Origin of the sequence: Anabaena azotica FACHB-119 (genome assembly GCF_014697625.1) — a bacterium.
In the GTDB taxonomy this organism is placed as follows: domain Bacteria; phylum Cyanobacteriota; class Cyanobacteriia; order Cyanobacteriales; family Nostocaceae; genus Trichormus; species Trichormus azoticus_A.
Genome location: NZ_JACJSG010000023.1, coordinates 1 through 26,985 on the forward strand (window position 1 = coordinate 1; position 26,985 = coordinate 26,985).

Sequence of the window (26,985 nt, forward strand, 5' to 3'; positions counted from 1 at the left end):
ATAACTGATAACTGATAACTGATAACTGATAACTGATAACTGATAACTGATAACTGATAACTGATAACTGATAACTGATAACTGATAACTGATAACTGATAACTGATAACTGACTACGGATGAATCTGACTTAAAATAAAGCGTAGGCGATCGTAGTCGTCTTTTAGCAATATGCTTAAAGTGCGCCCAGCTTTGATTAGCCATTCTCGATCAGCTTTGCGTAATTGGTAGACTTCCCGAATAGCGGCTGCGGTTAAGGATTCTACTGGTGCGCCATTGATAGATAGTAACGTCCGTAAAAATTCTAGTTCTTCAGTAAATTTAACAATGACTTCTGGTTCACATTGATATACAGCTTGGTGTATCTGCGGTGGACGTGGTGGTAAATACTGGTACATTCTGCCATTGCCGTTGGGTGCAGTTGACGACTGCTGAAATCCCACGATCGCAGCTCGAAATTCTGTTTTCAGCATAGCAAATATCTGGGGCTGCTCCTCACGCAAATCTTGCAACGACATCCCCATCGCCACGGCTCGGTGTACAGAATCCACAGGCATAGTAGTAGCATGATATACTACCCCATAAACTTGATTGCCTGACTCTTCATCCACAGCACATACCCAACTACCAAACGGCGGCATTGACGGAAAAGTTAAATCTTCCGGTTCCAGACACTGTGCCAAAAATTCAGTAGTAGCAGTTTCGATCACCTCGGCAATGTGGCTAGGATGGCGATCGCTTTTATCAAACTGTGGTAAAGGGAGGCGCATAATAGTTAAGAGTCAACAGTCAACAGTCAACAGTGAGATAGTGCGTTCCTGCGCCACCCCTGTGCGGGGGTTCCCCCCGTTGAAGGGAGTGGCGTGTCGCCTTGCGTCGGAAAGCAACTATCGAACCCGTAAGGGTCAACAGTCAACAGCATTAGACTATTGACTATTGACTCTGGACTAAATTATTTTCCTTTCTTCTTCCCGGCGGTAATTTCCACAGGTTCAAGTTCTGATAGACGGAAGGTAATTATCTTATCCCAATTACCGCCCTCAAACAAAACAGCTACTTTGCCATCGCTTACCCGTTGTACCAATCCTTCGTAGCGATAGTATGTATCGTTAGGATTTTTGACTTTAACAGTTGCTCCAGGTAGGATCATTTTTTCTTGCCTCGCTTAGTTCTTCTTCTAGCTTAATGCTTGTGATTAGTCCATAGTCAATAGTCAACAGTCAATAGTCAACAGTCAACAGTCAATAGTCCATAGTCCATAGTCCATCGTTTATGGTTTATAGTTCAAAACCTTTATCGTTGGTTTTAGGACTTACGCAACTGGCATATTTTTTCTGTAGGGTGTGTGAGGAGCGATAATATTTGAACGTAGTCATGAGACTTGTAGCGTCACGCACCAACCACCAATTGTGACACTTGCGTAAGTCCTGGGTTTAAAGAAGAATCTCCGCCATAAAATGGCGGGAAGTTGTCAACTTGAAGCATCAACTAATGACCAATGACTATGGACTATGGACTATTGACTATGGACTAATAATACTTTTGTCGTTGTCGGAAGTTTGCTACCGATTCTACTATCCCTAAAGAAATAAAATTGGTCAGCATGGCAGAACGTCCATAACTCATCCACGGTAGGGGAATACCTGCTACTGGTGCTAAACCTACGTTCATACCCACATTCACAACTAACTGGAACACAATCATCGATAAAACACCAATAGCCAACAAAGAACCAAAATTATCTTTAGCTGTTTGTGCTACGTGTAGTAGTCGCCAGCAAATTAAGCAGAAAACTAACAAGATAATTAAACAGCCAATAAAACCAAACTCTTCACCTACGGCGGAGAAAATAAAGTCGGTATGTTGTTCAGGCACAAAATTTAATTGTGTCATCGGCCCTTTAAACAAACCCCAACCCCAAAATTCCCCCGCACCAATGGCGATGCGTGATTGAATCAAGTGATATCCAGAACCTAGAGGATCATGTTCGGGGTTGATAAATGCGGTTAAGCGATTTTTCTGGTATTCTTTGAGGACATGGTTCCAAGCAAAAATACCTAATTCCCCACCAAGTAAATTTAGGCTTAATGCACCCAAAGTACCCAGTTGAAATCTGCGCCAGGGAAGAGTTAGCCAACCTAAAATAGCCATTGCGATCGCCCAAGCCACACCAAGCGGAGTCACAAATATTTCCTTAAACAGAATTATTGGTGCTGATAAAGGCCAAGACGTGGTAAATAATATGGCAGCGATTATAGGCGAAATCATCAGGATTAACCAACCAGGGTTAGCATTTGCCCAATAAAGCATTCCTAAAACGATCGCCCCAAAAACTAGCGATGTAGCTAAATCTGGCTGAATAAATACCAATAACCAAGGCACAGCCGTAATCGCTAGCACACGGAAAACATCTTCAATCCTATTAGCAGTATGTTTGTGCAGTAAAGCTGCTAGGGTGATAATCATCCCTATTTTGGCAAATTCTGAAGGTTGGACATTAAACCCCGCAATTGGCAACCAACGTTGTGCGCCTTTAGCACTCGTACCCGCAACCATGACAGCAATCAGACTGGCATTAGTCAAAGCATAAGTAATCCAATGCCATTGTAAAAGGTTCTCGTAGCGCAAACGAGCTAGCAACAAGGCGATAACAGCACCAATACCAGCAATCAGCCAATGCCACCACCAGTCTGTGACAGGCTGCTTCAGTTCGGTGCTGAGGATCATCAGACCACCAAAAAAGCTCACGCCAACAGGCAAACAGAATAGGAGTAAATCTATTTGTTGCCAAGGCTTGACCCAATATTTCCAGCGAACTTTGGGAAGCGATCGTTTTAATAACATTGTGTGAGTTGAGAGTTTAACTAGTTAGATGTGTTGACTATTAATAACTCTGTATGCTTAGGTTTTAGTCTAGAAATTAGACAAAAATTTAAAGTGGGGAGCAGAGAATAGGGTAAAGGTTACAGGGTAAAGGGTACAGATAATTTTTTATCACCCATTACCCATTACCCATTACCCATTACCTATGTTAATGCTGCAACTGATACCTTGCCGGCAATTGCTAGGGCGATCGCAACTAAGGCTTTAGCAGAAGCTGAATCTGGGTCAGCAACTACTATCGGTACACCGTTATCACCACCAACTCTAGTAGAAATCTCCAAAGGTATGCAGCCTAACAAGGGTACATCTAATTCTGCTGCTGTTTTGGAACCGCCACCAGAACCAAAGATATCGTATTGTTTATCTGGCATATCCGGGGGAATAAAATAGCTCATGTTCTCTACTATTCCCAAAACCGAGACGTTCATTTGCTGGAACATCTTTAAACCTTTACGAGAATCTAACAAAGCTACGGTTTGCGGTGTAGTGACAATTACCGCCCCCGACATTGGTACAGCCTGAGTTAAAGTTAATTGAGCATCGCCAGTTCCTGGTGGCATATCCACAAGTAAGTAGTCGAGTTCGCCCCATTCCACCTGATAAAGGAACTGACGAATTACCCCATTCAGCATCGGCCCGCGCCAAATTACAGGCTGATCCCGGTCAATCAAAAAGCCCATTGAAACTAATTTGACACCATGATTAAATGCTGGTTCCAAAACTTCGCCTTTCTCCGTAGAACGCACAACAATTTGTGCATCAGATAGTCCCAGCATTGTGGGATCATTGGGACCGTAGATATCCGCATCCAGCAAACCGACCTTTGCCCCTGTTTGCGCTAAAGCCACAGCCACATTTACCGCCACAGTGCTTTTACCAACACCGCCTTTACCACTGGAGATAGCGATAATATTTTTCACCCCAGGAACACCATTGCGGTCTGGTAAACTTTTTTGTTGGGGCGTTTCTGCCGTCACCTCGACACTGACATCTGTTACCCCAGGTAGCTTTTTCACCGCCTTCTGGCAATCTTCCACAATAAATTCCCGCAATGGACAAGCGGGTGTAGTCAAAACCAAGGTGAAGCTGACTTTCCCACCCTCAATTTTGACGTTGCGAATCATATTCAGTTCTACCAGACTCTTACGCAGTTCTGGGTCTTGCACTGGTCGCAACACTTCTAAAACAGATTGTGAATCAAGGACATCGTACATATACAATTCAAAATTCAAAATGTAAAAAGCAAGCTAAAGATAGACGCGACCTGGTTTTTGACCAGCTGCAAAATAAAACAGCAATTCTTGCTGGGTGTTTCCTCTGTTGAATCGGCGTAATAAAATTTAAAATTTTTTTATTATCACCTAATAAAATCTTAACTTTCTTTAGGGATTAAAAATTAGGGACTGGGGATTGGGAGATAAGGGAGATGAGGGAGTGGGGGGAGATGAGGGAGTGTTTTCTACTCAGTCTTTAGTCCAGAGAAAGGATTAAGCCATTACCCATTACCCATTACCCATTACCCATTACCCATTACCCAACCTAAAAATCAAAACAATTATCATTCAGGCTTTTCTTCTTTCCTGATACTGCTTGTAATGCGGCTTGTTCTACAGATTCCACTAAGGAACGTGCTACACGATCTACGTAAGGACGGAACAATGACCAAATTAATGGTGATAACCAACCGCTTAGTGTGACTGAATAGGATAAACAAGTGCCACAGACTGTAGACTCTACTTGATAAGTGATCCTTTCTTCCACACCAGGGATAGCCATAACTCGGATAGTCAATAGTTCCCTGGGGTTGACACGTTCTACAAAAATCCTGATGGGAATCGGCGAAAAGCGTGTTACTGCTTGGTATATTAATCCGGGTTTAGGTACTAATCCGTAGGGTACGTTGGTACTCTTAAGTAAGGGATGCCAAGAAACATCTGTTAAATCTACTACCTTTTGCCACAGTTCATCTACAGATGCAGAACTAATTTCTCTATATGTCTGTACCAGAGAAACGCAAAATCGACGGCGTTTGCGGTGGACGAATTTGGATAACCACGTTCCCATTTACCTAATTCTCCTCCTTAAACACTAGACTGGTCACTCTGGAATAGTTGGCTACTGTGATTCAACATTAAAACGTATTTGGTCACAATTGCCCTCAGCATGATAAATCTCAATGAGACATCAAGAACTTCGCTGCTAACTTTCCACTGATAACTGTTTACTGTTCACGCATGAGAACGAAAAATCAAAGGTTTTGGTAAGAGTACAGGGGTATAGGGGTGTAGGTGTTCAAAACCCTTACCCCCCTACACCCAGTCTCAACAGATAATCTTGGTGCGTAAGTCCTGAAAATGTTTCCATCAAGAAGTACAACAAAAATTGAGTCAATATACAAGCCTATACGCATTTGAGGGAAAATAATCTAGTCAACGTACAACAATTAAACTGCCTTGGGAAGCAGGGCGGCTGCGCGGGTTCTTCCCTTCAAAGAAGATAAAGGTAACAATACCAGAGACGCTGTGTAAGACTCAGACCGGGTTGAGTTCCGGGTACTCAGTGATGAGTACGCCCAACAGAGCAACGGCGAGTGAGACGCGAAACTCTAGACTTAGCGTAGCGAAGTCTGTGGGTACTTCACTAAGTAAAAAACTGTTTGGACAATTTGAGCCTAATTATTGGCTCATGTAGCCTAATTTGTGGCTTTTTTTGAAAAATGTAATTTAGGTTCGGGAATCTATGGTAATTAACTCGCAAACCCCAACTGTAAAAGCAAAAGTATCCCCGTCTCTACCAGCGACTGACGCTAAGGCTAGGGTCAGTCATTTTATGAAACAGTTACAAGATGAAATTTCCCAAGCCTTAACAAAACTTGATGGTGTAGGTAGCTTTCACGAGGATAGTTGGGAACGTCCAGAGGGGGGTGGCGGGCGATCGCGTGTGTTGCGTGATGGTGCAATATTTGAACAAGCAGGTGTAAATTTTTCTGAAGTTTGGGGTTCTCATCTGCCTCCTTCAATTTTAGCCCAACGTCCCGAAGCTGAAGGGCATGGTTTCTATGCCACAGGTACATCCTTGGTATTACATCCACGCAACCCATACGTCCCTACTGTTCACCTCAACTACCGTTATTTTGAAGCTGGCCCGGTATGGTGGTTTGGTGGTGGTGCTGACTTAACACCTTATTATCCCTTTGCGGAAGATGCGGCGCACTTCCACAAAACAGTGAAGCAAGCTTGCGACGAACATCACCCAGAGTATTACCCAGTATTTAAGCGTTGGTGTGATGAATACTTCTATCTCAAACACCGGGGCGAAACCAGAGGTGTAGGTGGTCTATTTTTTGATTACCAAGACGGACAAGGTGTTTTATATCGCGGCCCCGACCCCAAAGGCGAAGCAGCCAATTACAGTAACCAAGTAGGCGAACCAGCACAACGGGACTGGGAAGACTTGTTCAGTTTTGTACAAAGTTCTGGTAAAGCATTTCTACCCGCTTATGTCCCCATTGTTGAACGTCGTCATGGAATAGAATATGGCGATCGCCAACGCAATTTCCAGCTTTATCGTCGGGGTCGGTATGTCGAATTTAACTTGGTTTACGACCGAGGCACAATTTTTGGCTTGCAAACCAACGGACGCACCGAATCTATTTTGATGTCTTTACCACCCCTAGTACGTTGGGAATACGGTTATCAGCCAGAACCCAATACACCAGAAGCCGAGTTATATGATACATTCCTCAAACCCCAAGATTGGGCTAATTGGACACCAAAGCAGTAGTACCAATTGTCGAATTCAGGGTTTATCCAAGTATCAGCCTTCCCTTACCTGTGGAATCTAAACAAATCCAGGTAAATAATACTGAACTTAGCATGAAGAAGCCGTAAATTTTGGCTTCTCATTTCAGTAATTTTGCCTGGGTACTCACATTAACTTTGGTGAGTTAAACTACTAAAAGTAAGCACCTAGTCAAAAAGGTGATGAATTTAGCTGGAGCTTTTTAATATTGAGTTTCAGCACCCAAATACAGTCCTGCAATTGGTGGGTTATAGAAACTACTGCTTTTTCCCATCTTTTTGGTCAATAACCAGTAAAAATTGTTGCTAAAGGTCAGGCTTTGGCTCATCAATTTCAGGACTAACCCAACCACAGTTAATCTTGAGAAAAGTGCTAAGGGGAGGCCTAGTGATTCAGATAGAACAAATAAGCTATACAACCCAAGACGGTAATACTGTTATCGTCTTGAAACCATCAGGTCGCTTAGACATCACCACAGCTTGGCAATTTCGCCTGAAGTTGCAGGAATGTATTTCTAAACTCAGCCGTCATGTAGTTGTGAACCTTGGTCAAGTAAATTTTATCGATAGTTCTGGCCTTACCTCTTTAGTTGCAGGAATGCGCGATGCGGATAAGGTCAATGGTAGTTTTCGCATCTGTAACGTCCACCCAGAAGCTAAACTCGTGTTTGAAGTGACGATGATGGATACGGTATTTGAAATTTTTGAAACAGAGGAGGAAGCTTTAGAAGGTGTACCTCGAAGCATGGCCAGTTAGTAAAGTTGTAATCAGATGCCAACTTTACGGATAGCATCTATTAAGTAAAGAGAAAAATCATTAGTTATAGATGAGCGTTGATTATCGTAGGGGCGCACAGCTGTGCTGTCCCCCTACCCCTGTAATTCATTCACACGAGAATCGATATTGAGGCTACTGTTTAAACTCAAAATTCCTCACAACTAATAACTTAACGTGAGTTCGACCAGCGTTGTTTTGACCTCACCCCCAACCCCTTTCTCTTGAAAAGTTCTGAACGCCGGAAGCCGGCGCACCCTACGGGTTCGCGTAGCGTCTCGTTAGAGAAGCAAGCTACAGACTTTTCGCTCCTTCGAGGAGAGGGGTTGGGGGTGAGGTATTTTTTCGTTTCTCCTCCCTCTCCTCGTAGGAGAGGGAGGTTGGGAGGGTGAGGTTCATCGAACTCAGGTTAACTTACAGCGTTTTTCGCTTAGATGCAGTATAGGTTTACATACGGGAAAAGCTTGAGTGACGTACCTCATCTAGATGAAAAGTGCTGTAAATTCTTCAAAACTCAATACTGTTCCCGCTTTGTGTAGCGATAGGGGCCTGTAATTGCTCCCCAAGTTGCCTTGCCTGTCTCTGGGTCGATTCCTTTATCATAGGTAAGTAATTGTAGTTTGGTAACTTCAAAACCTAAAGCAACTTGTACGGTGTTACCTTGGTAAGTGAAAGTACAGCGAGTGTCTGGTAAGGGTGAAGCTGTAAACTTATAGCTGCTAGGGGCTACTGTTTGCTGGTTAACTGTAAGAATGCAGCCGGGGAGTAGTTCTAATTGATCTGGAGTTAATGTTTTGAGGATGTCAGGATTACGACCTGCGCCAATTAAAGCACTGGGATTCTTAGGCATATAATACTGTACGTACAGCCCGGTTTCTGAGTCAGGATGGGGCATTAAGCGCAGAATGCGTTGACGATAAGGACGGTCTAAATTGACAATGTTGGCTTGTTCGGCAAACAGAGTGATACTATCCTCTGTAAACAAATCAACGGGTCTTTGCCATAGGCGTAAGTGAACAAACCAAATTGGCTCGGCTAAGGCTTGTTCTTTATTATCAAATTCTCCAGCTAAGTATTTACCTAAAGTTATTAAATCCGGTGTAAAGCTCATAAATGTCAGACATGATAGTAAATATGCTCACAGAATACAGCTTGTAATTAGCAATTCGCAATTAAGGAAGTGGGATTTAGCAAGGCTTTTTTGGGGAAAATTAATATAAATGCTATTTTTAAACTGGATTACGAATGTAATAAATTTCATAATCAAGATATAGGACTCATCTTTGATTTATAATGACTTTTCCTCGTTTGTACTCCTCCTTAATACCTATGTCTCAATGAGCAATGTTATAACTTGAAAATATTCATACCGCAGCCAGATAAAGGAAATTGATAGATTTAGTTTAATTGCTATTAATTCAATTAGAAGTTAATAGTTAGGTTATGGCTAATAATCCTTTAGGTGGTATCATTCCTCAACAGCCACCCATCGAACCACAGTCTGATGTTCATGTACTCAAGTCTCGTTTAGAGTGGGGCGAACCAGCTTTTACAATACTGGATGTACGCGATCGCCCTACCTATAACAATGGACATATTCTAGGCGCGATGGCAATGCCAATCGAAGATTTGGTAGATAGAGCCGCATCATCTTTAGAAAAAAGCCGTGATATTTATGTTTACGGTGCAAGTGATGACCAAACTTCCGAAGCGGTAAATCTTCTCCGTTCGGCTGGCTTTGAACACGTCTCTGAACTTAGAGGTGGTTTAGCTGCATGGAAAGCGATCGGCGGCCCAACCGAAGGAATTGTAGAATCCAGAACCCCCGCAGGTGCAGATGACTACAATGTAGTAGATCGCCTTAAAGCTCACGCCGAAACACAGAAAAAAGACGTTTAATAGTCATTAGTCATTAGTCATTAGTCATTAGTCATTAGTCATTAGTCAATAGTCAATAGTCAATAGTCATTAGTTATATAGCAGGGGACAGGGAACAGAATAAAACGTCTGTTGCTATCAAAATTGTATGATTACTATATGTCCTCATCCATCTGGCAATTCCCAAAACTATGGACTATGGACTATGGACTATGGACTATGGACTATTAACTATTGACTATTGACTATTGACTATTGACTATTGACTATTAACTAATTAATGTTCAAATAAATCTTTAAATTGTAATAAATCTAAAGAGACAATTGTCGGTAGAACTAGAAAGCATTCTTGAGCTAGTTCCCAGCGTTCTTCGCGTTTGAGCATGGCGATTAATTTTTGCTGGGCGCTGAGTAAATAGCGGACATCATTGGCGGCGTAGTCGAGTTGCGCTGCGGTTAAATTAGCGGCGTTCCCCCAATCTGAACTTTGAGAGCTTTTATCTAGTTCTACTTGTTCTAATTCTTGTATTAAGTCTTTAAGTCCGTGACGATTGGTATAAGTACGAGCTAACTTACTGGCAATTTTCGTACAAAAAATCGGCTGGACATGAATCCCCAAATGATAGCGCAAGGTAGCAACGTCAAACCGCGCGAAGTGAAACACTTTCTCGACGTTGGTTGCTTCTAAGAGTTTTTTGAGATTGGGGGCTTGTGTTTGTCCTTTGGCTATGCGAATGGCGGTAACTTTTCCTTCTGGGTTGCATAGCTGAATTAAACACAGGCGATCGCGCACAGGTAGTAATCCCATAGTTTCTGTATCGACGGCGATCGCCTGGGATTGTAAATACTCGGCGAGGGTTGCGTCACTAAGATCGCGATCGCCTACTTGAAAGTCTTGTAAGGTCATGAATCACTCAATAATATATGCAGTATCTGCCGACGAGTCACCGACACTACAATATTATTGTCTAAAAAACTGACAATTCCATCTATCGAGTACGCAAGAAAATCTGGGTGAGATAGACTTCACCTTGGGCATTAGTGGCAACACCAATACCTGTCATATTGTAGTTACCTCGAATATTCCTTAAGTGACCAGGGCTATCTATCCAACCAACCACAGCTTCATCAGCCGGATCATCATATCCCCGATTAAAAGCCACATTTTCCGCAGCACTTTTGTAGCGAAGGGGGATAGCGTTTACTCGTTGCTCAAAACCTTGATGGCTAAAGGGAACTTTACCTCTAGCCATGTTTTGACTGTGGATTCTTGCTTGTTGAGTAATCTTAGGATTCAAAACCAACCTTGGTAGTCTTTTAGATATCCGATACCGATTAATTCGCTCAAACACTGATTTTTCCAATGCAGTGGTTTGAAAGGTTGTAGTAGTTTTGGTTGCAACCTGATGAGAAAAAATCGACAACGGTGAATTTTCAGCAGAGTTTCTTGTAGAAGTGTGACCTGGTATAAGAGGAGCCATCAATCCTCCCCCAAGGACAAGCATACTTAAAGCGATGCCAAAAGCAGGTTGTCGGGACATGAAGAATTACTTTATATATATACTATTAGACCTATACTCTAACTTCTTGCTCCTAGTTATATAACAGGATACTTTAGTAATTTGGTCATTGGTAATTGGTAATTGGTGATTGGTAATTGGTAATTGGTCAACAGTCAACAGTTAACCGTCAACCGTTAACCGTCAACCGTCAACAACTAAGAACGAATGAAAATCTGCGTCAGGTACACAACTCCTTGACCATTTACGGCAACACCAATTCCTGTCAAATTGGTATTGCTTCTAATGTTGGCTAGGTGTCCTGAGCTTTTGAGCCAGCTTTGGACGGCGCTGGTAGCTGGGTCTCTATCTTGGTTGTAAGCAACATTTTCTTTCGCGTCTTTGAAAGCAACACCAGTGGCTTGTACTCGTTGCTCAAATCCTTGATGGCTAAAGGGAACTTTTCCACTAGCCATATTTTCGCTGTGATTTCTGGCTTGCTGGTCAATGGACGCATTCCGGGTTAGTGGCGGTAGGTTCTGGGACTGTCTGTATTGATTGATTTGGTCGAAAATTGACTGTTCTATAGAAGCTGAGTTGCCATCAGATTGACCACCTGAAGAATTTTGAGGGGAATTCTGCCCACCTGAAGAATTTTGAGGGGAGTTTTGCCCGCCTGAAGGGTTTTGAGGGGAGTTCTGTCCGCCTGAAGGGTTTTGAGGGGAGTTTTGCCCGCCTGAAGGGTTTTGAGTAGAATTTTGTCCACCAGAGGGATTTTGAGGGTAGCCTTGACCACCTGAAGGGTAATATTGCCCTGGATAATATTGCCCTGGATATCCCATAGGTTGACGATTGGATTGTCTGGGAAAATATTGTGCGAGAAGGTTATCGCTAGAGATGGATGAAAACTTGGGTGCAGGGGATTGATTTTGTAGAGAAACTGCACTTGCTCCACTGGTAAGAGCGAAAGTTCCGATCGCAACGGCGTAAATTGCAGATTTGAACATTATGGTTGCTGAAAGTAAACTTCCTGTTCATCTAAACAGACCGTTCTTGATTGAACAAATTGGCTACGGCTTGGTATATCTTTGCTTCTACTGGTATCCCTTTGAATATTCTCCGATAGCTAATAAATCCTTAGATTTTCATAAAACAGAGAGCGATCGCAGCGATCGCCCTCTCTCCTTAGTTTGATTTTCCGCTAAATTTTCCCCAAAATTGCGGAAAATCCCCTAAATAAATCTATCAATTTTTTAGGTAATATCCACCTTTAGATAGATTTATTATGGCATTAAAAATTTAGCTACAGTTTGCACATCTTTGTCACCGCGTCCAGAGCAGTTAATAACGATGCGGGGGCTACCTGCAAGTTGGGGACAGAGGGTTTCGAGGTAGGCGATCGCATGGGCTGTTTCCAGTGCGGGGATAATTCCCTCCAACCGAGACAAACGCTGAAAAGCTGCTAAAGCTTCCTCATCAGTCACACTGTAATATTCAGCCCGACCAACATCTTTCAAGTAGCTATGTTCAGGCCCCACACCAGGGTAATCTAACCCTGCACTAATCGAGTGTGCCTCAATTACCTGCCCATCTTCATCTTGCAGCAGATAACTCATAGCTCCATGCAATACACCAACTCGTCCCTTTGTCAAGGTAGCGGCGTGTTTTTCTGTATTGACACCTTCTCCGGCTGCTTCTACCCCAATTAGCCTAATCGACTGCTCACTCACAAACTCATGGAACAAACCCATCGCATTGGAGCCACCACCCACACAAGCCAAGAGAATATCGGGTAAACCACCCCATTTTTCCAGAGCTTGAGCGCGAGTTTCTTGACCGATGACCGCGTGAAAATCGCGTACTATCATCGGGTAAGGATGAGGCCCAGCGACCGAACCGAGAATGTAGTGAGTAGTTTCTACATTTGTCACCCAATCCCGAATTGCTTGTGATGTAGCATCTTTGAGAGTTCCTGTCCCAGCTTCCACCGGACGCACCTCCGCCCCCATCAGCCGCATTCTGAACACATTCAACGCTTGACGTTCCATATCGTGAACGCCCATGTAAATCACACATTCCAACCCAAACCGAGCGCAAACTGTAGCTGTGGCTACACCATGTTGTCCCGCACCTGTTTCGGCAATGATGCGTTTTTTACCCATGCGCTTGGCTAACAACACCTGACCAAGAGCATTGTTAATTTTGTGAGCGCCTGTGTGATTTAAATCCTCACGCTTTAAGTAAATTTGCGCCCCTGTACCATCAGGTCGGGCATAATGAGCCGTGAGGCGTTCCGCAAAATACAACGGTGTAGCGCGTCCTACGTAATCGCGCAATAATTGTTGTAGTTCTGCTTGAAAATTTGGGTCATTACGGTATTGCTGATAAGCTGATTCTAATTCAGCCAATGCCGGCATCAAAGTTTCCGGCACATACTTACCCCCAAAGCGTCCAAAGCGTCCTTGAGTATCAGGAACCTGAGCATTTGAGGGAGTACTTGGAGAAAGGGGAGTGGTAGTCACGGAATGATTTTTTATGATGGGATAGACTTAAATATTATAGGAAAGTCTGAGGTACGGATAATATAGTGCGGCAATTCGTAACTGGTAATTTATTTATAGTTCAAAATCTAAAAACAACTGACAACTAACAAATCTACTTATGTCTTCCTCTAATTCTCAATCTTCTGACAAGCGCTTCGTCTACCGCGAGTTTGGCAACGATAACTCCGCCGCCTTAGAAAGAGCAAAACCAGAACTACCACCACAACAACAAAATGTGCGAGTACAGGCTACCCGCGCTGGACGTAAGGGCAAAACTGTCACGGTAATTACTGGGTTTCAAACTAAGCCAGAAATTTTGGCAGATTTAGTCAAACAGTTAAAAACTCAGTGCGGCTCAGGTGGTACAGTCAAAGATAATGAGATTGAAATTCAAGGCGATCACAAACAAAAGATTTTAGAAATTTTGATTAAGCTAGGCTACAAAGCCAAGATAAGTGGCGGTTGATTGGCTAATTTTGTTAGTTTGTAGTTAGCACTGCTTGTTGATGAATATCAGGACTAAAGTCCTTACTACGGACTTAACATCCTACTGCATTTTAATAGTGAAATTGGCAGGAGGTAAACATGGATTTAATTCGGATTTTATGTGCAGTTTTTCTTCCACCTCTGGGAGTTTTCTTACAAGTTGGACTCGGTAAGGATTTTTGGATTAATATACTGCTGACTTTTTTAGGTTATATTCCCGGAATTATTCATGCAGTCTGGGTAATTGCCAGGAAATAGTCAGTAGTGGCGTGGCAAGGCTAAAATATTGCATTAATTAACCACAGAGACACAGAGGTTATACCAATTTTAAAAAAGAAGGCGACAGTAGGGGCGGGTTCACCGGGATCATCGTTAATTGTTGATGATATTTGATTAACCCGCCCCTACAAATTTCTATCTAATTACAAGATTTTAATTCACATTAGACGTAAATCGGTATTAGAGAGGAAACTTATTGCAACATTTTAGTCCGGTCACGCCACTACAGGAATTTTATTTTTACTTGATCAGGACTTACGCAACTGGAACTTGGGGTAGGGTGCGTCAGATGTGGAAAATCCACAGAATGTGTAAGAAATTATTGGGGCTGACGCACCCTACTGGCGTGACCGGGCTAAAATGTGGCAAAAAATTTTCTTGTGGTGTAGGCATCTTGCCTACACTGGACGGGCAAGATGCCCATCCCACAAGAGTTTTCTAATGCACAAATTTAGTCTAGACATTCCACTACTGGCGTGGCAAGGCTAAAATAGTGCAATAAGTTTCCTCTCTAACCTCTGTGTCTCTGTGCCTCTGTGGTTAATTAATGCAACATTTTAGTCGTGTCAGTCCACTACTAGCGTGACCGGGCTAAAATGTTGCATTAGAGAATCAGTTTTATCGGCGTTCATCGGTGGTTTTTTCTTTAAATCTAATGCACTATTTTATTCCGGTCGCGCTACTACAGTTAGTTTGATTATGACACTTGCGTAAGTCCTATGTTTATTTAATTTGTCAATGCGTAAGTCCTATTAATATAATAAAAACCATTCAAATATTCATAAAATTTGAATGGTTTTGTTTATGAAAAAATCAAGTTCTAGATAGTAATTTTTAACGCTAACAGCCTATAAATCAGGTGGCAAAATTACTTTGTTGATCCCATGAACTACGCCATTAGAAGCCTTGATATCAGCTTGTACTACTGTCGCATCGTTGACCCCAACACTTTTTCCCGGATCAACTTTGACAGCAATTGGGCCACCCTCGACACTCTGAAGTTGACCTGATTTCAAATCAGTCGATAATACAGCACCAGGAACAACGTGATAAGTCAGTAATTTGACTAATACTTCTTTGTTTTCTGGTTTGAATAAATCCATCACAGCGTCTTGTGGTAATTCAGCAAAAGCAGCATCGGTAGGAGCAAAAACTGTAAAGCTCTTATCGCCCTGTTGTAGAGTATCGGCTAGTCCAGCCGCTTTGATTGCTTTAGTCAGCGTTGTGAACGAACTATTTGATTCCAGCAATGCTAACAAAGTTTTATTTTGAGTGTTGGTTGTTCCTTGTGGTGGTATTGTTGGTGGGATTTTCTGAGGTGTTCCTTGTGGTGGTGCGGTTGTCCCAGGTGTTTGCGGGGTGGAATTTGTTGCTGGGGAGGTTTCTGTGGGGGGGGTGCGGCTACCACGGTTATAGGGAGGCTCATTGAAAATACTTGGTCTGGGATTTGTGGTGCCGCTTCCGCTCTGTGCTATTTGTTGTTTATTGTTGTTTTTTGTTAACTGGCTAACATTTGTCTGATTAGGTTGACTCCGATTATAGGGAGCTTCTTGGAAAATAGTAGGATTAGGATTTAATACTTCTCTGGCGATGGATGGTAATGTAATGAGGAGACTTACGCCTGCTAAACTCACTACACTTGCCAAATTGGTCAGCAGTTTGCTCTGATTCACCCTCATAATTTTTCTTTGTTTTGATTGTTATTAGATTATCTTAAAGATTTATAACATTTTTCAACCAACAAAATCTAACTACAGAGGTAAGAATTTTATGCAGAAATATGCAGCAAGCTAGGCAAAATCTCAAAATTAAGTTATATTTAACACTTAGATAATATAATTTAAACAGGATTTCTCTTCAGGTTTCTCAATAGGCTATTAGTGTCAACCTTATAAAAGTTAAGAGTTGATATAAGATTCATTCTGGTTTTTTGAAATATAGGTGGGGTGGAGAATGCCCATCAATATTATGATATGGCGCTGCACTGCCTACAATAAAAATCTTGTCAACCTTTTAACAGTGAACAGTGAACAGTTATCAGTTAAATACGTTGGTGAAAAACCACAGCAATTGGTGGAAGGCGTATTTTGGCGCTTGTTTATCTCCCACCATCCTCCCTGGCTGACTGATAACTGATAACTGATTTAATGATTTAAGCATTGAGAATGTATAAGAGTTTGATATGAGGTTAATTATGAATATAAAAATCAAACAGGGCAAAAATTGAGTTTTGTCAGAAAGTTTTAAAAATCCTGACTTTTTTTAACCAAACAATGCAGTAAGAAATTAATTATTTACTCAGGAAATTTACTGGAAGTAAAGTTACAATCAGTAAGTCATTCCCTTAATCAGTAACGAGGCATAGATAATGTTAGAATTATACCAATGGGAACTTTCTCAATACTCAGAAAAAGTGCGGCTAATCTTAGATTACAAAGGTTTAGCGTATCGCAAAATTGAAGTGACACCAGGAATTGGACAAGTAGATTTATTCCGGTTGACTGGACAGCGACAAGTACCTGTGTTGAAAGATGGGAATAAATATATTGCGGATTCAACAGCGATCGCCAAGTATTTAGACTTAGAATATCCAGACCGTCCCCTGATACCAAAAGACCCCAAACAAAGGGGTTTAACTTTATTAATAGAAGAATGGGCTGATGAATCAATCGGCATTAAAGGTAGAAAAGCATTATTTGCAGCTATTAGTCAAGACCAAAGTTTCCGCAAAGCTTTATTACCCACCTCAACACCAGACCTTCTCAAAACCCTAGTTGAAGGCGTACCCAGTGACTTACTGAGTGTTTTGGGGTTGGGAGTAGGTTATAGTCCAGATGTAGTCAGAAGCGCGATCGCAGATTTGAAACAAGACCTGGAAGCCCTGACACTACTGTTAGCAGACAGTCCCTACTTAACCGGAGACGAACCCACCCTAGCCGACTTAGCAGTAGCAGGTTTATCCATATTGTTAAAATTCCCCACAGGCCCCTATCTAGACTTACCCGAAAGCCTCAGAGGTAAAGGTATACCAATCTTAGCCGAGAATCCCGATTATGCACCCTTTTTCGCTTGGCGCGATCGCATCTACAGCCAATTCCGCAAACCCATAATTGGTTCACCCACAGGCGGTTCGCCGACTACCATTCAAATTGATTAGGTGAGGGACTGGGGACTGGGGAGATGAGGGAGTGGGGGGAGATGGGGGAGACAGTCTAATGACTATGGACTATAGACTATGGACTGTTGACTATGGACTGTTGACTATGGACTGTTGACTAATGACTAATTCACAACAACCATTAGGTTCAGTAATTCAAGGTTCTCTGACTGGGGGTTTAGAAGTGCGCTTACACCCGGATATTTCCGTTGAGGATATGCGGGTAGGTAAGTTTTTGGTAGTCCAAGGGGTGCGATCGCGCTTTTTCTGTATGCTGACAGATGTAGCCTTGGGAACTGCTAACTCGCGCATTATCGCTAGTCCCCCCAGTTGGGAGGATACTTTTTTACGGGAAGTTTTAGCCGGGAGTGGAACCTACGGGACAATAAACCTCTCACCGATGCTGATGTTTACCCCTGAATCTCATGAGTCTTTTTCTACATCTGATGGTAAATCTGTCAATCCCTTTGTTCCATCCTCCACAAGTTTGGCTTCTTTCCAACCCCAAACTAGTACCACGATGGAATTACTCCCCGTCAAAACCATCCCCAGTCACTTCAGCCAAGTTTACGAAGCGAGTGAAGAAGATTTCCGCCGGGTGTTTGGTTGGGAAGACGACATCCAACGCAAAAACTTTTCTATCGGGAAACCTTTAGATATGGATGTCCCCGTATGTATTGATTTGAACCGTTTCGTCGAACGCAGTAATGGCGTATTTGGGAAATCAGGTACTGGTAAATCTTTCCTTACCCGCCTACTTTTAGCTGGGGTGATTCGCAAAAATGCGGCGGTTAACTTGATATTTGATATGCACTCAGAATATGGTTGGGAAGCTGTCGCGGAAGGGAAGAACGTTAACACGGTTAAGGGACTCAAGCAACTGTTTCCGGGTAGAGTTGAAGTATATACCCTTGATCCCGAATCAACTAAGCGCCGTGGTGTCCGCGACTCACAAGAACTCTACCTCAGTTATGAACAAATTGAAGTCGAAGATATTAAATTATGTAGTCGAGATTTAGGTTTATCAGAAGCAGCCTTAGATAATGCCAATATCCTATTTAGTGAGTTTGGCAAATCTTGGATTGTCCAACTGCTGAATATGACTAACGAAGAAATCGAAATGTTCTGTGAGGAGAAGCGCGGACACAAGGGATCAATTATGGCGCTACAGCGTAAGCTACTGCGCTTAGATGGTCTTAAATATATGCGGGCGGTATGTCCACAAAATTATATTAATAAAATCTTACAATCTTTGGAGGCAGACAAGAATGTCGTGATAGAATTTGGTTCCCAGTCGAATATGCTCTCCTATATGCTGGTGACAAACATGATTACCAGACGGATTCATGAGCATTACGTCAGGAAAGCCGATAAGTTCCTCCAGAGTAAAAATCCTAGCGATCGCCCTACGCCATTGATGATCACCATAGAAGAGGCGCACCGCTTCCTTGATCCAGCGATCGTGCAAAGTACCATTTTTGGGACAATTGCCCGTGAACTGCGTAAATATTTTGTCACACTTTTAGTAGTTGATCAAAGACCCTCTGGCATAGATAATGAAGTTATGTCTCAAATTGGGACACGCATCACCGCTTTGCTAAATGATGACAAAGATATAGACGCAATCTTCACTGGCGTATCAGGGGCTGGTGGTTTAAGGTCTGTCTTAGCCAAGCTAGACTCCAAGCAGCAAGCTCTAATTTTAGGTCACGCCGTACCTATGCCGGTAGTAGTCAGAACCCGTCCCTACGACTCTGTATTCTACGCGGAAATTGGCGATGCAGCTTGGGAAGAAAAACCAGACGCAGAAGTATTCGCAGCAGCTGAACTAGCTAAAGCTGATTTGGGATTTTAGAGGTTATAGGTTACAGGTTACAGGGTACAGGTGACAGGTTAGAGATTGGGGGATAGAGGTAACAGGTGATAACTGATAACTGATAACTGATAACTGATAACTGATAACTGATAACTGATAACTGACTAAGTAGTAAAGTCTTACCTCCCACAGTTCGGTTATCTCCCCACTGGTAGGCAACAGAAGAGGGGGTTTTCGCGTCACTATAGATATATAACTTTTATAAGGAACTACAAAAATTTTATATATAAAGAGCAATTTTACACTATAATCTATATCCCTCTTTGGGCTACTTTACTATTTGCCGGATTTGTCTTAATATAAAGATAAGTGGAACTCATACTGACTTCGGATTGACCAGTTGCCGCCAGCGACTGAAATAAACAAAGAATTCTGGAATATCAACCACTGTGCTTGTAAGACATTAAAAAATTAACTGATGGTAGAGGAACCTATCTCAAGCTAGCGCCTTCTAAAAAATGTATACATAAGCTTTTTTAAGTTTGATAGCGCCTTGAGTTCTGCGATATAAGCATTAAGTTTACCAGTTGAATTTATTAATCAACATTAATTGTGTTTACGGAGTAGAGGACAACGCACCAATGCCTACTGTTAACACCCACACAGAAGACACAAACACCAAATTCACGGCTGATATGGTGCGAACCTATCTGCGAGAAATTGGTCGTGTACCCCTGCTCACCCGTGAGCAAGAGATTGTTTACGGGAAGCAGGTGCAGCAGATGATGACGCTCATCGATGCAAAAGAAGCTTTAAAGGAGAAACTGCACCGTGAGCCTAGTTTACCAGAATGGGCTGATCATGTTCACAAGTCTGAAACAGAAGTTAAACAGACCGTACATCAAGGTAAACGTGCCAAGCAAAAGATGATTGAAGCGAACTTGCGCTTGGTAGTGGCTATTGCCAAGAAGTACCAAAAGCGCAATATGGAGTTCCTCGATTTAATTCAAGAAGGAACTCTGGGGTTAGAAAGAGGCGTAGAGAAATTTGACCCAACGAGGGGTTACAAATTCTCAACCTACGCTTACTGGTGGATTCGCCAAGCGATTACCCGTGCGATCGCTCAACAGGGCCGGACAATCAGGCTCCCTATCCATATTACCGAGAAACTGAACAAAATTAAAAAAGTTCAGCGCGAATTAGCACAAACTTTAGGGCGTTCTCCCTCACCAGCAGAAATTGCCAAAGAGCTAGAACTAGAACCCGCACAAATTCGTGAGTATCTGAACATGGCGCGTCAACCAGTTTCCTTAGATGTGAAAGTGGGTGACAACCAAGATACCGAACTGCAAGAAATGCTCGAAGATGAAGGCCCATCACCAGAGTATTACACCACTCAAGAGTTCTTGCGCCAAGACTTGAACACCTTGCTTGCAGAACTCACCCCCCAACAGCGAGAAGTCTTAGCCTTGCGCTTTGGCTTAGTAGATGGTAACGAAATGTCCTTGGCGAAAGTCGGCGAAAGATTGAATCTCAGCCGTGAACGTGTGCGCCAGTTAGAACATCAAGCACTTGCTCATCTGCGTCGCCGTCGAGCCAATGTTAAAGAATACGTCGCCAGTTAATTATCAAGACGTAGCACGGCTACGTCTTCCCGCCTCCTGAGTTCAGGGGGCTATTTTTTTGTTTGTAGTGAGAACTTTAGTTCTCTTAAGTAGGGTGGGCAATGCCCACCAGCACCTTCTTCGTGAGAGGATACAGCATATTTTGGGTAAATGAGGTACAAGCGTAAAACCCAAAACCATGTAGAGACGTTACATGTAACGTCTCTACAGTATTTCACGAATAGCGAAACTGCTGTATATAGCAAGTAGCAGATAAATGAGATACAGATATAAATAGTAAAACTCTTGTGGGGTGGGCATCTTGCCCGCCCCTTGTGTATCTTACTCAGATGAAATGTGCTGTAAAATCTCGGCTATCAAACATCTAAGTTTATTGGCTTGTATCGGTGGTTAATGATTCTTATCTAAATCTTATCGCGGCATAATACGATGGTATTGGCGCTGCACTGCCCACCCTACAAATAATTACGAACTGCGATTAACACCACTTGCTAAAATTCCCAATATTTTATTCACATCTTTAAGATAATATTCACTTAAATCAATCTGAACCTCTTGCCCATCTAGCTTTAAAAATTGCCAAACGCTTCCTGTAGTGACAGTTCCATAAATTGCCGAATTTTCCTTACCTGAGCGTTCATTAAAGATTCTCGCTGCTATCATCTCAGATATACATTGTCCTAAACCAGCAGTAATATTTTCTTTCTTCGCTTCCACAATAATAATTACTGGGGCGCTAATAATCAGCTTTTCTGAAGAATGGGTAATAATAAAATCGCAAATACCATTTAAGCCTTGCGTAGTATCAACATTAAATTCAACTCCCGAAAATAGATTTATCTGGTCGTTTAATTGCCGTCTCAAATCTAACAATATTGGCGATATAATCATTTCTGAACGAGCTTTTTCGCTGTTGCTAGCGACGGCGATGGGTAGATTATATTTCAGAGTTTCTTTTAATAGATGACTTGCTTCTAGCTCAGGAATATCAGCAAAAATATCACTTTTTTCAATAGTTTTTATTTGGAAAGCTTGCTTCACCTGCTCTAAAGTAAAATCACTATAAGCCATATCACTGATAATTAAGTTCTTGAATTTGATTTAGGAAATATATCCCATACTTGCTAAATAATGGTTATGGCGATGCACTCCCCACCCTACAAATACTATTACACTTAATTGATAATCATAAACAAAAGTATATTTAATTACAACTAATTTAATTAAAAAAATAATTTGACTTTTCCGAAATGGCAGAACTTGCTGTTGTATATCTCTATGTACTGACGAACGGTATAGAACAATATGATGCTCAACCTCAGCAAATTATCTAACTGATGATTTACATCACCCTACTGGGTGAATCTGTTGGGGGAAGCAGAAATTTCTTAATCACTGATAGTTTAAGTTTATCTGCCAAAAACATCTATAACCTTCGTTTTTCAAAAGTATTTCTGGAAGGAAATATAAATCAAACCTTTGACCGAGCCTTAAACGTTAAAGATTTCATTATGGTTTAAGACAAGTTACAGAGGCTGTCGTTCAGTTTGTCACAGGAGGAGTCGGGTGCTTAACAATATTTCTAAATTCTTACCCTTGCGTCAGTTAAGAGTCCCCGCTATCGGTCTGCTTTTTACCGTTGCTATGGTGGGTGAACAAGTCAAGCCTGCGCTAAGTAGTGAAGTGAATGTACAACCTACTTCCCAGACTCCTCTTGTAGTTGGTTCAAGACAAAGTTATCAAAAAGCTGAAAAAGAAACTGCGATGGGCTACGCCCCGCCTTTGGCGATCGCTCCTAGATTTAGCTTACCGAAAAACGATGGTATTTATCTTTTTGGTCAATCACCACAACCAAACCAAATAGGACAAGGCTATGTGCTGTTTCATAAACAGCAAGGTAAGTTAGTAGGCGCATTATATATGCCTAACTCCGAGTTTAGCTGCTTTCAAGGCACAATCGACAAGTCAGGAGAGTTAGCCATGACCGTTACTGGTACACCAGATGCTGGTGCTTCCCCGGACGTAGCTACAGCCAGTACCATACCCCAGCTTGACGACGATGAACCAATGACCTATGCTTACACCGTAGCGCTGCAAGATTATCATCCCATCAAAACCATCAGCGCCAACGATCGCCGCATTCTGCAAATGTGTAGAAGTGGTCAGTAGTCAGTTGACAGTTATCAGTTATCAGTTGACAGTTATCAGTTATCAGTTGACAGTTGACAGTTGACAGTTGTAAGTTGACACAGATTAAAGGCTTCTTCCTTTCCCCTTTCCCCCTTTCCCCTTTCCCCCTTTCCCCCTTCCCCTTTCCCCAGTCCCTAATACTCAATTCCCGGTTGCGCTTTGACGTTTTGGTCGCGGAATGGGTGTTTAATTAGGGTCATTTCGGTAACTAAGTCGGCGCGGTCGATGAGTGCTGCTGGTGCGCCTCTACCTGTGAGGATGACGTGTTTACTGGGGGGTTTCTGTGCTAACCCTGCAAGTACCTGATCTACGCTTAAATAACCCATTTTCAGGGCGATATTAATTTCATCTAACAGGACTAACTGGAAGTTGGGGTCACGGATGAACTCTAATGATTTGTCCCATGCGGCTTGGGCTTTGTCAATGTCGCGATCGCGGTCTTGGGTGTCCCAAGTGAAGCCTTCTCCCATTGCGTGAAACTCGATTTGGTCTTCCCAAAAACTAAATACGCTTTTTTCTGAGGGTTCCCACGCGCCTTTGATGAATTGGACGATCGCCACTCTGTACCCATGACCGAGCGATCGTAATACCATACCCAAAGCTGCGGTAGTTTTGCCTTTACCGTTACCAGTGTTAACAATAATTAATCCTTTTTCTGGAACAGCTTGAGATACGCGCCGTTCGTGTACTTCCTTACGGCGCTGCATTTTCGTGCGGTATTGTTCATCAGAAAGGTTTGGGGTTGATGCCATTATCTCATCAATGATACGCTCAATTTCCTTATCTGATTCTAATGCTTCTGGTGTATCACTTGTCATCAAATTCATCAGAAAATACAGAAAATAAATGTTACAACTTACAAAACAATGAAATTTGCGTGATTGAATCGATCAGCACAAGCGGCGAATTGAGTAAAGGAGCCAAACAACTTCTGAAGATAGGCTTGTATCTTCCTTGTTTATCTTGATACCTGGCTAAATCGTTTCCGTGGGGAAATGTGGCGCAAATGATTTAGCGTTTACTTTGCAGGTATATGTCTGGTAAATCTGTCTAATTGCCTTCTAGCACCTAATTTTTTCGGTCTTGAGGATTTGAGTATGTCGAGTGAAATAACGCCAGAAAATATTGATAATATACTTAATTTTTTAACATTATTTTCCAGTCAAGATTGCCGCTTATATGACATACAAACTGAGCCTTATTCCTATTCTCAAGAATTTGAGAGCTTCATCGCCGCACTCTACGCAGAAAATTTTATTATCCCCTTTGACTGGATAAGTTGGCAGCAAGAAGCTACTCGTTTTGTCACTGATCCAGCGCTAATCAATTTAGCTGATATTTCTACAATACAGAAATTATTCACAAGCCACGTTCGTCAAGAACGTTTTTGTAGTGGTCATTTAGCAAAATTGATAGATAATGGTCATTTCTTGACAATATTGCCGCGATTACAAGCAATAAGCCAGGATTTTATTTTAGGAAAAAATATTATGCAGCAAATAGAAATTATTCAAGGCGATATTACTCAGTTACAAGTAGATGCAATTGTCAATGCGGCTAATAGTTCCTTATTGGGTGGTGGTGGCGTTGATGGTGCAATTCATCGTGCAGCTGGAACAGAACTACTAGTAGAATGTCGGCAATTAGGAGGGTGTAAAACTGGAGAAGCAAAAATTACCAAAGGCTATAATTTACCCGCTAAATGGATAATTCACACTGTCGGGCCTGTATGGGAAGGCGGTAATCAAAATGAAGATGAACTATTAGCAAATTGCTATACCAATAGTTTAGCCTTAGCAGCAGAGTATCAAATTAAAACTATTGCTTTCCCAGCCATCAGTACGGGTGTATATGCTTTTCCGATGCAACGCGCTTGTAAAATTGCTGTTACAGCCGTTACCAAGTTTTTACAAAAGCCTAATTCCCTAGAACAAGTGATTTTCGTGTGCTTTGGACAAAGCGCCTACGATTTTTACACTCAAGCGATGCGAGAAGTTGCTGAAACATAGTTAACATTAGATTCGGCGACTTTAGAATTTGCGAGTCTCAACATGGCAAAACACTTAGGTAAGAAAATTGCACCTATACCGATGTCAGCTGATATCAGTGTAGTAGATTTGATTGATAACTACTTTACCGCCTACAACTCGGCGCGTTTACGGGAAGCCTGCCAATTATTGGCTCGTGATGTGATAAAAGAGGGTGTTACCGTTGGTGTAAGTCTTTCTGGAGCGATGACACCGGCGGGTTTTGGCGTATCTGCACTAGCGCCTCTCATTCGGAACGGCTTTATCGATTGGATGATTAGCACTGGTGCTAATCTTTACCATGATATGCACTATGGTTTGGGTTTTGAGTTGTTTGCAGGAAACCCATTTCTTGATGATGTGAAGCTGCGTCAAGAGGGGACTATCAGAATTTATGACATCATTTTTGGCTATGATGTCTTGTTAGAAACCGACGCTTTTATCCGCAAGATTTTGCAAGCCGAACCTTTTCAAAAGCGGATGGGAACGGCTGAGTTTCACTATTTGTTGGGTAAGTATGTGCGAGAAGTTGAGAAGCAAGTAGGAGTAAAAAATTCCTGTTTGCTGGCTACAGCTTATGAATATGGTGTACCCATTTACACATCTTCCCCTGGTGATAGTTCCATTGGGATGAACGTTGCGGCTTTGGCGCTGGAAGGTTCGCAGTTGATATTAGACCCAGCAATTGATGTGAATGAAACAGCTGCGATCGCCTACAATGCCAGAGAAGGAGAAGGTAGAAGTGCAGCTGTGATTCTCGGCGGTGGTAGTCCCAAGAACTTTTTGCTACAAACCCAACCGCAAATTCACGAGGTACTAGGATTAGAAGAACGAGGACATGATTTCTTTGTCCAGTTCACTGATGCACGTCCTGATACTGGTGGTTTGTCTGGCGCGACACCATCAGAAGCGGTAAGCTGGGGTAAAATTGACCCAGAAGAATTACCTAGCACCATTGTTTGTTACACAGATAGCACGATCGCTTTACCTTTAGTAACAGCATACCTCCTCAACCAATGTCCACCCCGTCCCGTGAAGCGGTTGTATGATAGGCGCGAAGAATTATACGACAAACTCCGCACAGACTATTTAGCAGCTAAAAACCAGCCTGTAGAGGAAATCCCGGCTGCTGTTGCTGAAGATGCTTCTGGGGGCGCGGCGACTTATCCTTGCGGTAGGTTAATTCCTAATACTTAAAGGCTATAGGGGTATGGGGGTGTAAGTTACCAAAACTCTACACTTCTATACCCTCATCAGCCTCCACCACACCTATTTAATTCGATTTGTAACTAACTACACTAATTATATTTTTCTTCAATGTCATTATTTAACAGCGTACCACTATCAGCATAATTCGCCCGTGACGCATAAAACAATTGAACTAGATAAATATAACCTCATCAGATAATTTTACATCTGCATTACGTGGTAGATTTACTATATAGAATTCTGTCTCCAGATTTATGAATTATTAACAGACAGTGCTTATAGTTAAATTCTGAGGTGGGGCTACACCAAGTCGCGTAAGTGAGGCGAACAATCATGTCTCTTAAATATTTGCATTTGCATTGTTTATCAATCAATGATTGGTTCAATTGCAATTACCATTCTGAATAAATCATTATAGAGCTTGTCTGTTTAAGATTCCATAGATAGAACAGGAAATTGTGGATTCTTAAACTAATAAGCTTTTAAATTGCTTATTTTTCTACAAAAAAAGCAATTTAGGGTTTGTAGTAAGGACTTTAGTCCTGATTCTTCCAAATATAGTGCTTTCTACAAAACCTGAAAACTAAGTTGACAAAGCAATAGAGTGAAGTACAGAAAAAATGCGTTGCTTGTTGTACTTATGTCCAGTACATTCACTGTAAAGCGTGACAAATCTTATCACATCACTCTATCCTATTGTGTAAAAGTCCAGGCAATTCTAGAACCTGTTTTAAGAAACGAAACTAAGACAAAAATTCTCTCTGAAACTATATCTCTATCGTTGCTTCAGCTTTCTGTATTAACTAAGAACTGCTATA

General features: G+C 42.1%; 26 protein-coding genes. 13 read left to right on the forward strand and 13 right to left on the reverse strand.

Annotated features, from left to right (window positions below; all coding sequences use genetic code 11):
- Positions 1 to 113 precede the first annotated feature (113 nt).
- The 5 genes from H6G83_RS17185 to H6G83_RS17205 form a co-directional block, all read right to left on the reverse strand.
- The gene (locus H6G83_RS17185; RefSeq protein WP_190474486.1) at positions 114 to 770 is read right to left on the reverse strand and encodes an HAS-barrel domain-containing protein; all 657 of its coding nucleotides are present in this window, start codon (positions 768 to 770) and stop codon (positions 114 to 116) included.
- A gap of 182 nt (positions 771 to 952) precedes the next feature.
- Positions 953 to 1,150, reverse strand: a complete 198-nt coding sequence (locus H6G83_RS17190) for an NAD(P)H dehydrogenase subunit NdhS (protein ID WP_190474488.1) — start codon at positions 1,148 to 1,150, stop codon at positions 953 to 955.
- A 380-nt stretch (positions 1,151 to 1,530) separates the two neighbouring features.
- Entirely contained in the window at positions 1,531 to 2,844 is a 1,314-nt protein-coding gene (gene rodA, locus H6G83_RS17195; RefSeq protein ID WP_190474489.1) for a rod shape-determining protein RodA, read from the reverse strand.
- A 182-nt stretch (positions 2,845 to 3,026) separates the two neighbouring features.
- A complete protein-coding gene (locus H6G83_RS17200; RefSeq protein ID WP_190474490.1) occupies positions 3,027 to 4,097 on the reverse strand; it encodes an Mrp/NBP35 family ATP-binding protein in 1,071 nt (356 codons plus the stop codon).
- A 325-nt stretch (positions 4,098 to 4,422) separates the two neighbouring features.
- Positions 4,423 to 4,947, reverse strand: a complete 525-nt coding sequence (locus H6G83_RS17205; RefSeq protein ID WP_190474491.1) for an SRPBCC family protein — start codon at positions 4,945 to 4,947, stop codon at positions 4,423 to 4,425.
- Positions 4,948 to 5,622: 675 nt separating this feature from the next.
- On the opposite strand from H6G83_RS17205, the gene hemF reads away from it, so the two are divergent.
- Together hemF and H6G83_RS17215 are read left to right on the forward strand one after the other, a co-directional pair.
- Positions 5,623 to 6,666, forward strand: a complete 1,044-nt coding sequence (gene hemF, locus H6G83_RS17210; protein WP_190474492.1) for an oxygen-dependent coproporphyrinogen oxidase — start codon at positions 5,623 to 5,625, stop codon at positions 6,664 to 6,666.
- 405 nt (positions 6,667 to 7,071) lie between these two features.
- Complete coding sequence (locus tag H6G83_RS17215; RefSeq protein ID WP_190474493.1) at positions 7,072 to 7,440, forward strand: STAS domain-containing protein; 369 nt, start codon at positions 7,072 to 7,074, stop codon at positions 7,438 to 7,440.
- 532 nt (positions 7,441 to 7,972) lie between these two features.
- Here the strand turns inward: H6G83_RS17215 and H6G83_RS17220 are convergent.
- The gene (locus tag H6G83_RS17220) at positions 7,973 to 8,569 is read right to left on the reverse strand and encodes a chromophore lyase CpcT/CpeT (RefSeq protein WP_190474494.1); all 597 of its coding nucleotides are present in this window, start codon (positions 8,567 to 8,569) and stop codon (positions 7,973 to 7,975) included.
- Positions 8,570 to 8,901: 332 nt separating this feature from the next.
- Between H6G83_RS17220 and H6G83_RS17225 the strand changes: the two genes are divergently transcribed.
- Positions 8,902 to 9,357: a rhodanese-like domain-containing protein gene (locus H6G83_RS17225; protein WP_190474495.1), complete on the forward strand. Its 456-nt coding sequence runs from the start codon at positions 8,902 to 8,904 to the stop codon at positions 9,355 to 9,357.
- Between the two features lie 256 nt (positions 9,358 to 9,613).
- Here the strand turns inward: H6G83_RS17225 and H6G83_RS17230 are convergent, their stop codons facing one another.
- From H6G83_RS17230 to H6G83_RS36265, 3 genes are all read right to left on the reverse strand, one after another.
- Positions 9,614 to 10,243, reverse strand: a complete 630-nt coding sequence (locus H6G83_RS17230) for a ribonuclease D (protein ID WP_190474496.1) — start codon at positions 10,241 to 10,243, stop codon at positions 9,614 to 9,616.
- Between the two features lie 82 nt (positions 10,244 to 10,325).
- The gene (locus H6G83_RS17235) at positions 10,326 to 10,877 is read right to left on the reverse strand and encodes a CAP domain-containing protein (RefSeq protein ID WP_190474497.1); all 552 of its coding nucleotides are present in this window, start codon (positions 10,875 to 10,877) and stop codon (positions 10,326 to 10,328) included.
- A 176-nt stretch (positions 10,878 to 11,053) separates the two neighbouring features.
- A complete protein-coding gene (locus H6G83_RS36265; protein ID WP_190474498.1) occupies positions 11,054 to 11,842 on the reverse strand; it encodes a CAP domain-containing protein in 789 nt (262 codons plus the stop codon).
- Position 11,843: 1 nt separating this feature from the next.
- On the opposite strand from H6G83_RS36265, the gene H6G83_RS17245 reads away from it, so the two are divergent.
- On the forward strand, positions 11,844 to 12,029 hold the full coding sequence (locus tag H6G83_RS17245; protein ID WP_190474499.1) for a hypothetical protein: 186 nt from the start codon (positions 11,844 to 11,846) through the stop codon (positions 12,027 to 12,029).
- A gap of 89 nt (positions 12,030 to 12,118) precedes the next feature.
- On the opposite strand, the gene trpB is transcribed toward H6G83_RS17245, so the two are convergent.
- Positions 12,119 to 13,357, reverse strand: coding sequence for a tryptophan synthase subunit beta (gene trpB / locus H6G83_RS17250; protein ID WP_190474501.1), 1,239 nt, complete (start codon positions 13,355 to 13,357; stop codon positions 12,119 to 12,121).
- 139 nt (positions 13,358 to 13,496) lie between these two features.
- Between trpB and H6G83_RS17255 the strand changes: the two genes are divergently transcribed.
- Positions 13,497 to 13,844: a translation initiation factor gene (locus H6G83_RS17255; protein ID WP_190474503.1), complete on the forward strand. Its 348-nt coding sequence runs from the start codon at positions 13,497 to 13,499 to the stop codon at positions 13,842 to 13,844.
- Between the two features lie 119 nt (positions 13,845 to 13,963).
- Positions 13,964 to 14,122, forward strand: a complete 159-nt coding sequence (locus H6G83_RS17260) for a YqaE/Pmp3 family membrane protein (protein ID WP_190474505.1) — start codon at positions 13,964 to 13,966, stop codon at positions 14,120 to 14,122.
- An 869-nt stretch (positions 14,123 to 14,991) separates the two neighbouring features.
- Here the strand turns inward: H6G83_RS17260 and H6G83_RS17265 are convergent.
- A complete protein-coding gene (locus tag H6G83_RS17265) occupies positions 14,992 to 15,822 on the reverse strand; it encodes a fasciclin domain-containing protein (RefSeq protein ID WP_190474508.1) in 831 nt (276 codons plus the stop codon).
- Positions 15,823 to 16,096: 274 nt separating this feature from the next.
- On the opposite strand from H6G83_RS17265, the gene H6G83_RS17270 reads away from it, so the two are divergent.
- The 4 genes from H6G83_RS17270 to H6G83_RS17285 all read left to right on the forward strand — a co-directional run bounded on the left by H6G83_RS17270 (position 16,097) and on the right by H6G83_RS17285 (position 20,741).
- Complete coding sequence (locus H6G83_RS17270) at positions 16,097 to 16,279, forward strand: hypothetical protein (protein WP_190474510.1); 183 nt, start codon at positions 16,097 to 16,099, stop codon at positions 16,277 to 16,279.
- 232 nt (positions 16,280 to 16,511) lie between these two features.
- Positions 16,512 to 17,300, forward strand: coding sequence for a glutathione S-transferase family protein (locus tag H6G83_RS17275; RefSeq protein ID WP_190474511.1), 789 nt, complete (start codon positions 16,512 to 16,514; stop codon positions 17,298 to 17,300).
- A 121-nt stretch (positions 17,301 to 17,421) separates the two neighbouring features.
- Complete coding sequence (locus H6G83_RS17280; RefSeq protein WP_190474513.1) at positions 17,422 to 19,155, forward strand: helicase HerA domain-containing protein; 1,734 nt, start codon at positions 17,422 to 17,424, stop codon at positions 19,153 to 19,155.
- A 602-nt stretch (positions 19,156 to 19,757) separates the two neighbouring features.
- Positions 19,758 to 20,741: an RNA polymerase sigma factor, RpoD/SigA family gene (locus tag H6G83_RS17285; protein WP_190474515.1), complete on the forward strand. Its 984-nt coding sequence runs from the start codon at positions 19,758 to 19,760 to the stop codon at positions 20,739 to 20,741.
- Positions 20,742 to 21,206: 465 nt separating this feature from the next.
- On the opposite strand, the gene H6G83_RS17290 is transcribed toward H6G83_RS17285, so the two are convergent.
- The gene (locus H6G83_RS17290; RefSeq protein WP_190474517.1) at positions 21,207 to 21,812 is read right to left on the reverse strand and encodes a hypothetical protein; all 606 of its coding nucleotides are present in this window, start codon (positions 21,810 to 21,812) and stop codon (positions 21,207 to 21,209) included.
- Between the two features lie 495 nt (positions 21,813 to 22,307).
- Between H6G83_RS17290 and H6G83_RS17295 the strand changes: the two genes are divergently transcribed.
- Positions 22,308 to 22,910 (forward strand): hypothetical protein, encoded by a 603-nt coding sequence (locus tag H6G83_RS17295; RefSeq protein WP_190474519.1) that lies wholly within the window; start codon positions 22,308 to 22,310, stop codon positions 22,908 to 22,910.
- A gap of 155 nt (positions 22,911 to 23,065) precedes the next feature.
- On the opposite strand, the gene cobO is transcribed toward H6G83_RS17295, so the two are convergent.
- Positions 23,066 to 23,749: a cob(I)yrinic acid a,c-diamide adenosyltransferase gene (gene cobO / locus H6G83_RS17300; protein WP_190474521.1), complete on the reverse strand. Its 684-nt coding sequence runs from the start codon at positions 23,747 to 23,749 to the stop codon at positions 23,066 to 23,068.
- A gap of 279 nt (positions 23,750 to 24,028) precedes the next feature.
- Between cobO and H6G83_RS17305 the strand changes: the two genes are divergently transcribed.
- Both H6G83_RS17305 and H6G83_RS17310 read left to right on the forward strand, forming a co-directional pair.
- Positions 24,029 to 24,940: an O-acetyl-ADP-ribose deacetylase gene (locus H6G83_RS17305; RefSeq protein ID WP_190474523.1), complete on the forward strand. Its 912-nt coding sequence runs from the start codon at positions 24,029 to 24,031 to the stop codon at positions 24,938 to 24,940.
- Between the two features lie 42 nt (positions 24,941 to 24,982).
- Positions 24,983 to 26,155 (forward strand): homospermidine biosynthesis protein, encoded by a 1,173-nt coding sequence (locus H6G83_RS17310; protein WP_190474526.1) that lies wholly within the window; start codon positions 24,983 to 24,985, stop codon positions 26,153 to 26,155.
- Positions 26,156 to 26,985: the final 830 nt, after the last annotated feature.